This is a genomic window from Variovorax sp. 01T439_2 (assembly GCF_056398445.1).
Map to the genome: position 1 here is coordinate 1 of NZ_JBFTPJ010000230.1, position 6,871 is coordinate 6,871.

Here is a 6,871-nt window from a genome sequence, read left to right on the forward strand (position 1 = left end):
GGAAGAATCTTGCTTAATATCGCGATCCATGGAAAGCATTGATAAGTTCGACCTCGCAATCCTGCAAGAACTGCAGGCCGACGGCCGCCTCACCAACGCCGAGCTTGCGCAGCGCGTGGGGCTCTCGGCCGCGCCCTGCTGGCGCCGCGTGCGCGCGCTGGAGGAAGCCGGCTTCATCAAGGGCTACCACGCCGAGATCGACCGCCACAAGATCGGGCTGGGCGTGCTCGCTTTCGTGCGCGTGGACACCGAGCGCGTCACCAACGATGCAACGCTGAAACTGGAGGATGCGATCCGCAAGCTGCCCGAGGTGGTGGCCTGCCACTACATCAGCGGCACCGGCACCTTCGAGCTGCAGGTGGTGGCGCAGGACCTGGACGGCTTCTCGGCCTTCGCGCGCCAGCACCTGATGAACCTGCCGAACGTGAAGGACCTGCACACCAGCTTCTCGCTGGGCGAGGTGAAGGCCAGCAGCGCCTGGCCGCTCGGGCACCTGGCGCCCTAGAATTCCCGCCCACCCCACAGACACATCCCGCCGTCCGGCGGAACAAAGAGGAAGAGGTCCCCGCATGAACTCCATCCGCCGCGCCCTGGCGCTCGGCCTTGCCGCCGCCACGCTCGCCTTCGGCGCCCAGGCCCAGAACCGCGAACTCATCGTGGCCTCCAGCGCCACCTACGCGCCCTTCGCCTTCGAGAACAAGGACAAGCAGATCGTCGGCTTCGACATCGACATCATCAACGCCATTGCCAGGCAGCAAGGTCTGAAGATCAAGGTGGTGAACACGCCGTTCACCGGCATCTTCGGCGCGCTCAACAACGGCGATGTCGACCTCGTGATCTCGGGCGTCACCATCAACGAGAAGCGCAAGCAGAGCTACGACTTCACGCCGCCCTACTTCGCGGCGCGCCAGCTGATCGCGCTGCCCAAGGGCAGCACGGTGGCCTCGCTGAAGGACCTGGCGGGCAAGAAGATTGCCGTGGTGAGCGCCTCCACGGCCGACGACATCGCCTCGCGCGAATTCGGCAAGACCAGCCCCAACATCCGCCGCTTCGAGAGCACGCCGCTCATCATTTCCGAGCTGGCCGGCGGCGGCGTCGATGCCGCCATGGGCGACAACGGCGTGATCGCCTACCGCGTGGCGCAGAACCCCGAGCTCAAGACGCTCGACGACAAGTCCTTCCCCGAGGAAGGCTTCGGCATCGTCGTGAAGAAGGGCGACAAGGCGCTGCTCGACAAGCTCACGGCCGGCCTGGCCGCGATCCGCGCGGACGGCAGCTACGCCGCCATCTACAAGAAGTGGTTCAACAAGGACCCGAACGCCCGATGAGCGCACACTGCACGACCGCGCGAAAGCCCTAGATGGAGCAGCCGATCCTCTTGTTCGGATGGTTCCGCTGGGACATCCTGGTCGAATACAGGGACCTGTTCTGGCAGGGCGCCTGGATGACGCTGCGCATGACGGTGGTCTGCGTGCTGCTGGGTTCGAGCTGGGGCCTGTGCCTGGCGCTCGCGCGGCTCGCCCGGCCGCGCCATGCGCCCTGGAGCTGGGTCGCGCGCTTCTTCCTGCGCTGGCCGGCCACGGTGTACGTGAGCTTCTTCCGCGGCACGCCTTTGTTCGTGCAGATCCTGCTGATCCACTTTGCGGTGATGCCGGTGTTCATCCATCCGGCGACCGGCCTCCTGATCAGCGGCGACCTGGCGCGCGAGCTCAAGCAGGAGCACGGCGCGCTGATCTCCGGCGTGGTGGCGCTCACGCTCAATTCGGCGGCCTACATCTCGGAGGTGTTCCGCGCCGGCATCCAGTCGATCTCGCGCGGGCAGTTCGATGCCGGCCGCTCGATCGGCTTCACGCCGCTGCAGGTCATGCGCTACGTGGTGCTGCCGCAGGCCTTCCGGCGCATGCTGCCGCCTCTCGGCAACAACGCGATCGCGCTGCTGAAAGACACCTCGCTGGTCTCGGCCATCGGCCTGGCCGAGCTGGCCTATGCGGCGCGCACGGTGGCCGGTGCCTATGCGCGCTACTGGGAGCCGTACCTCGCGATCTCGGTGGTGTACTGGGTGATGACGCTCGTGCTCACGACGATGCTGCGGCGGCTCGAACACCGCCTGGCACGCAGCGACAGGGGATAGGCACAATCGGGCGACATGCCGCCGATTTCGCCCGAAGAAACACCCATTCCCCCCACCCGGCCGCAGCCGCCGAAGTTCGCGGCGCTCGAGCCGCTCAAGCTGCCCGTGTTCCGCATGCTGTGGAGCACCTGGCTCATCGCCAACATCTGCATGTGGATGAACGACGTGGCGGCGGCGTGGATGATGACCTCGCTGACCACCTCGCCGATCTGGGTGGCGCTGGTGCAGTCGGCCTCCACCCTGCCGGTGTTCCTGCTGGGCCTGCCCAGCGGCGCGCTGGCCGACATCCTGGACCGCCGGCGCTGGCTGGTGGCCACGCAGTTCTGGCTCGCGGGCACGGCCATCGTGCTGTGCGCGGCCATCGCCATGGACCTGATGACCGCGCCGCTCCTGCTCGCGCTCACCTTTGCCAACGGCATCGGGCTGGCGCTGCGCTGGCCGGTGTTCTCGGCCATCGTGCCCGAGCTGGTGCCGCGGCCGCAATTGCCGGCGGCGCTGGGCCTGAACGGCATTGCGATGAACGCCTCGCGCATCATCGGCCCGCTCACGGCCGGCATGCTGATCGCCAGCGCGGGCAGCGTCTGGGTGTTTGCGCTCAACGCGGTGCTGTCGGTGGCCTCGGCCTTCGTGGTGCTGCGCTGGCGGCGCGAGCACACGCCCAATCCGCTGGGCCGCGAGAAGCTCATCAGCGCGATGCGCGTGGGCGTGAAGTTCGTCTGGCAGTCGCAGCGCATGCGCGCGGTGCTCTCGCGCATCACGATCTTCTTCTTCCACTCCACCGCGCTGCTCGCGCTGCTGCCGCTCTTGGCACGCAACCTCAAGGGCGGCGGCGCGGCCACCTTCACGCTGCTGCTGGCCGCCATGGGCGCGGGCGCGATCATCGCGGTGCTGTTCCTGCCGCGGCTGCGCCAGGCGCTCGGGCGCGACCAGCTGGTGCTGCGCGGCACGGTGCTGCAGTCGCTCGCCACCGCGGTGATGGCCTTCGCACCCAACGCCTGGGTGGCGGTGCCCGCGATGTTCTTCGGCGGCATGGCGTGGATCACGGTGGCCAACTCGCTCTCGGTCTCGGCGCAGCTCGCGCTGCCCGACTGGGTGCGCGCGCGCGGCATGTCGACCTACCAGATGGCGATCATGGGCGCGAGCGCGATCGGCGCGGCGCTCTGGGGCCAGGTGGCCACCGTCACCGACCTGCGCTCCAGCCTCGAGGTCGCCGCCGTGAGCGGCACCCTGCTGATGCTGGCGGCGCTGCGCTGGGTCACCGACGTCTCGGGCGAGGAAGCCGACATGAGCCCGGCGCGGGCCGGCTGGGCCGCGGGCCCGCCGGCGGAAACACCGGAAGAAAACGGCCGCGTGGTCATCACCATCGAATACATGATCGACCCCGCGCGCGCGGCCGCCTTCCACCTGGTGATGCACCAGACCCGGCGCGCGCGCCTGGGCCAGGGCGCCATCGGCTGGGAGCTGCTGCACGACATCGCGGAGCCGGGCCGCTACCTGGAAGAGATCGTGGACGAAAGCTGGACCGACCACCTGCGCCGCTTCAACCGCGCCACGGCCGCCGACATGGCGCTGCGCGAGCGGCGGCTGGCCTTCCACATCGGCGAGTCGCCGCCGGTGGTGACGCGCTACGTGGTGAAGCGCTGAGCGGGCCTGCAGCGCCTTCAGTGGAAGAACAACAGCCGCGTCAGGTAGGTGTGGCCGGCCTCCGCCGCCATCAGCCCGACCAGCACCAGCAGGCACAGCGGCGGCACCAGGATGGCATAGACCAGCGACAGCCGCTCCCACGCCATGTGCATGAAGACCGCGACGATCAGCCCCGCCTTCAGCAGCATGAAGGTGATGATCAGCGTCCAGCGCAGGTAGCCCTGGAAATGGAAATAGTCGACCAGGTAGGACATCGTGCTGAGCACGAACAGCAGCCCCCAGATCTTGAGATAGAGGCTGATCGGATGCTGCTGGCCGGTGGCGGGGTTCATGATCTTCTTCCTCCTCCTCACCAGAGATAGAACAGCGCAAAGATGAACACCCACACCAGGTCCACGAAGTGCCAGTACAGGCCGGCAATCTCGACGATCTGGTAGTTGCCGGACTTGTCGTAGTCGCCGCGCATCAGCTTGAAGGCCACGGTGAACAGGAAGACCACGCCGGCCGACACGTGCAGCCCATGGAAGCCCGTGATCATGAAGAAGGCCGAGCCGAACTGCGCCGCGCCCATCGGGTTGCCCCAGGGCCGCACGCCCTCCTCGAGGATCAGCTTGGACCACTCGAAGGCCTGCATGCCGACGAAGATTTCGCCGCAGGTCGCGGTCACGAGCATCAGCGTGGCGGCGTTCACGCGGTCGCGGCGGTAGGCGAAATTGACGGCCATCGCCATCGTGCCGCTGCTGCTGATGAGCACGAAGGTCATGATCGCGATCAGCAGCAGCGGGATGTCGGCGCCCCCCACATGGAGCGCGAACACCTCGCTCGGGTTGGGCCACGGCACGGTGGTCGAGGCGCGCACCGTCATGTAGCCGGTCAGGAAGCAGCTGAAGACGAAGGTGTCGCTGAGCAGGAAGATCCACATCATCGCCTTGCCCCACGAGACGTGGAACGCCTGGCGGTCGGAGGACCAGTCGGCGACCAGCCCGCGCCAGCCGGTGGCGGCGATGGCCTGCGGGTTCAGCGGCGCAGCGGCGGCGGTTGCGGTGTGGTTCATGGGACGCCTCCTCAGGATGTGCCGCAGATGAAGCGCGCCACCTCCGGCGTCACCCAGCCCAGCAGCGCGAACAGCACCAGCCACACCGCCAGCATGAAGTGCCAGTAGCGCGCGCACAGCGCGATGCGCCAGGCGGACCGGGCTGGATCGGGCCAGGCGGCGTGCGCCGTCCAGGCCCACCCGACCAGCCCGCCCATCAGGTGGAGCCCGTGCATGGCCGTCAGCAGGTAGAAGAAGCTGCCCGCCGGATTGCCGGCCGGCATCACCTGCGCGCCCAGCAGCGCCTGCCAGGCCCACAGCTGCACGGCCAGGAAGCCGAATGCGAAGAGCCCACCCGCCAGCAGCAGGCGACGCGCCCGCATCGGGCCGGGACCGCGCGGTGCGCCGCTGGCCCGTTGCAGCGCCACGCTGCCCGCCACCAGCAATGCCGTGCTGAGCCAGAGCTGCCACGGCAGCGCGATGGTCATCGCATCGCCGCCGCTCATGCGCATCACGTAGGCCACGATGAAGAGGGAGAACAACGCAGTCACCACGCCCATGAAGACCCACAGGCCGATGCCGGCCGCGCTCGCATGCGGATCGCGGGCGCGGCCAGGGCCGCGGCCGGCACCGCGGATGCCCAAGGCGGCTCCTGAAATCATGCCGGTGCTCCCCGGACCTCGCCCTGGCCCTCCGGCTCGGGCTCCCCGGGCCCGGCTTCCGGCGGTGCGTTCTGCGCAATGAAGTCCTCCGCCGCACCCGGCTCCCCATAGGCATAGGCCCACCGGTAGACCACCGGCAGCCGCGGTCCCCAGTTGCCGTGGCCCGGCGGCGTGGCGGGCGTCTGCCATTCGAGCGAGGCGGCGCGCCATGGATTGGCGACGGCCGGCCGGCCGTGCCACGCGCTCCAGGCGAGATTGGCAATGAACAGCAGCTGCGCCACGCCGACGATCAGCGCAACCACGGTGATGAAGGTGTTCAGGCTGAACGCCGAGGGCGGAATGAACGCATAGCCGTCGAAGTTGTAGTAGCGCCGCGGCATGCCCAGCACGCCCAGGTAGTGCATCGGAAAATAGATCAGGTAGGTGCCGAGGAAGGTGATCCAGAAATGCAGGCGCCCGAGCCGGTCGTCGAGCATGCGGCCGGTGACCTTGGGGAACCAGTGGTAGATGCCGCCGAACACCACCAGGAGCGGCGCCACCCCCATCACCATGTGGAAGTGCGCCACCACGAAGTACGTGCCGGACAGCGGGATGTCCACGCTCACGTTGCCGAGGAACAGGCCCGTGAGCCCGCCGATGAGGAAGGTGCACAGGAAGGCCAGCGCGAACAGCATCGGCACCGTCAGGTGGATGTCGCCGCGCCACAGCGTCAGGATCCAGTTGTAGACCTTGATCGCGGTGGGCACCGCGATGATCAGCGTGGTGGTTGCGAAGAAGAAGCCGAAGTACGGGTTCATGCCGCTCACGAACATGTGGTGCGCCCACACCACCACGCTGAGCGCGCCGATGGCCACGATGGCCCASACCATCATKCGGTAGCCGAAGATRYWCTTGCGMGCATGCRYGCTGATSAGGTCCGAGACGATGCCGAAGGCSGGCAGCGCCACGATGTAGACCTCSGGRTGGCCGAAGAACCAGAACAGGTGCTGGAACAGCAGCGGGCTGCCGCCCTTGTAGCCGGTCACCTGGCCCATCGACACCAGCGCCGGCATGAAGAAGCTGGTGCCCAGCGTCCGGTCGAGCAGCAGCATCACGCCGCTCACGAACAGCGCCGGAAAACCGAGCAGCGCGAGGATGGTGGCCACGAAGATGCCCCACACCGTGAGCGGCATGCGCAGCAGCGTCATGCCTTCGCAGCGCGCCTGCAGCACGGTGGTCACGTAGTTGAGGCCGCCCATCGTCGTTGCCACGATGAAGATGAGCAGCGACACCAGCATCAGCACGATGCCGCCCGCATGGCCCGGCGTGCCGGGCAGGATCGACTGCGGCGGATACAGCGTCCAGCCCGCGCCGGTGGGTCCGCCCGCGACGAAGAAGCTCGCCATCAGCACCGCCACCGAC

General features: G+C 68.0%; 8 protein-coding genes. 4 read left to right on the forward strand and 4 right to left on the reverse strand.

What is annotated here, in order from left to right; translation table 11 throughout:
- The first annotated feature begins 28 nt into the window (after window positions 1-28).
- The 4 genes from AC1DOC_RS13020 to AC1DOC_RS13035 all read left to right on the forward strand — a co-directional run bounded on the left by AC1DOC_RS13020 (window position 29) and on the right by AC1DOC_RS13035 (window position 3,775).
- Complete coding sequence (locus tag AC1DOC_RS13020; RefSeq protein ID WP_062364032.1) at window positions 29-505, forward strand: Lrp/AsnC family transcriptional regulator; 477 nt, start codon at window positions 29-31, stop codon at window positions 503-505.
- 64 nt (window positions 506-569) lie between these two features.
- Window positions 570-1,328 (forward strand): basic amino acid ABC transporter substrate-binding protein, encoded by a 759-nt coding sequence (locus AC1DOC_RS13025; protein ID WP_015867862.1) that lies wholly within the window; start codon window positions 570-572, stop codon window positions 1,326-1,328.
- 32 nt (window positions 1,329-1,360) lie between these two features.
- Window positions 1,361-2,131, forward strand: a complete 771-nt coding sequence (locus AC1DOC_RS13030) for an amino acid ABC transporter permease (protein ID WP_015867863.1) — start codon at window positions 1,361-1,363, stop codon at window positions 2,129-2,131.
- Between the two features lie 15 nt (window positions 2,132-2,146).
- Complete coding sequence (locus AC1DOC_RS13035; protein ID WP_478080912.1) at window positions 2,147-3,775, forward strand: MFS transporter; 1,629 nt, start codon at window positions 2,147-2,149, stop codon at window positions 3,773-3,775.
- A 17-nt stretch (window positions 3,776-3,792) separates the two neighbouring features.
- Here AC1DOC_RS13035 and AC1DOC_RS13040 read toward each other — a convergent pair whose 3' ends face one another.
- The 4 genes from AC1DOC_RS13040 to AC1DOC_RS13055 form a co-directional block, all read right to left on the reverse strand.
- Window positions 3,793-4,107, reverse strand: coding sequence for a cytochrome C oxidase subunit IV family protein (locus tag AC1DOC_RS13040; RefSeq protein ID WP_278878682.1), 315 nt, complete (start codon window positions 4,105-4,107; stop codon window positions 3,793-3,795).
- 17 nt (window positions 4,108-4,124) lie between these two features.
- Window positions 4,125-4,829 carry a heme-copper oxidase subunit III family protein gene (locus AC1DOC_RS13045; protein ID WP_015867866.1) on the reverse strand — a complete coding sequence of 235 codons (705 nt, stop codon included), beginning with the start codon at window positions 4,827-4,829 and terminating at the stop codon, window positions 4,125-4,127.
- 11 nt (window positions 4,830-4,840) lie between these two features.
- The gene (locus AC1DOC_RS13050; RefSeq protein ID WP_015867867.1) at window positions 4,841-5,470 is read right to left on the reverse strand and encodes a bb3-type cytochrome oxidase subunit III; all 630 of its coding nucleotides are present in this window, start codon (window positions 5,468-5,470) and stop codon (window positions 4,841-4,843) included.
- The coding region (locus AC1DOC_RS13055) for a cytochrome c oxidase subunit I (RefSeq protein ID WP_478129898.1) at window positions 5,467-6,871 on the reverse strand (1,405 nt) is incomplete at its 5' end. The genes AC1DOC_RS13055 and AC1DOC_RS13050, both read right to left, overlap by 4 nt.